The organism is Pelomonas sp. KK5 (assembly GCF_001984095.1).
Taxonomy (GTDB): Bacteria; Pseudomonadota; Gammaproteobacteria; order Burkholderiales; family Burkholderiaceae_C; genus KK5.
Window position 1 is genome coordinate 1 of the sequence record NZ_LYVQ01000617.1, and the last position, 203, is coordinate 203.

At 69.5% G+C, this 203-nt stretch carries 1 protein-coding gene; it reads left to right on the top strand.

What is annotated here, in order from left to right:
- Window positions 1–203, top strand: a 203-nt coding sequence (locus B0W88_RS34330) for a hypothetical protein (RefSeq protein ID WP_158081018.1), incomplete at both ends; no start/stop codon positions are given.

The following is a 203-nucleotide window of genomic DNA, read 5'->3' on the forward strand; positions in this document are numbered from 1 at the left end:
ACCGACCAGCTCGTCAACTTCAGCACCGACGACCTGCGCGCCCTGGGCAGCGCCGCGCTGCGCGCCTTCAACAGCGCGCAACTGGGCGCGCTGAACAGCGACCAGATCGGCGCGCTGACCAGCACGCAGGTGCAGCAACTCACCACCGCCCAGGTCGCCGGCATGGGCAGCGACACGCTGAACGCGCTGACCAGCAGCCAGAT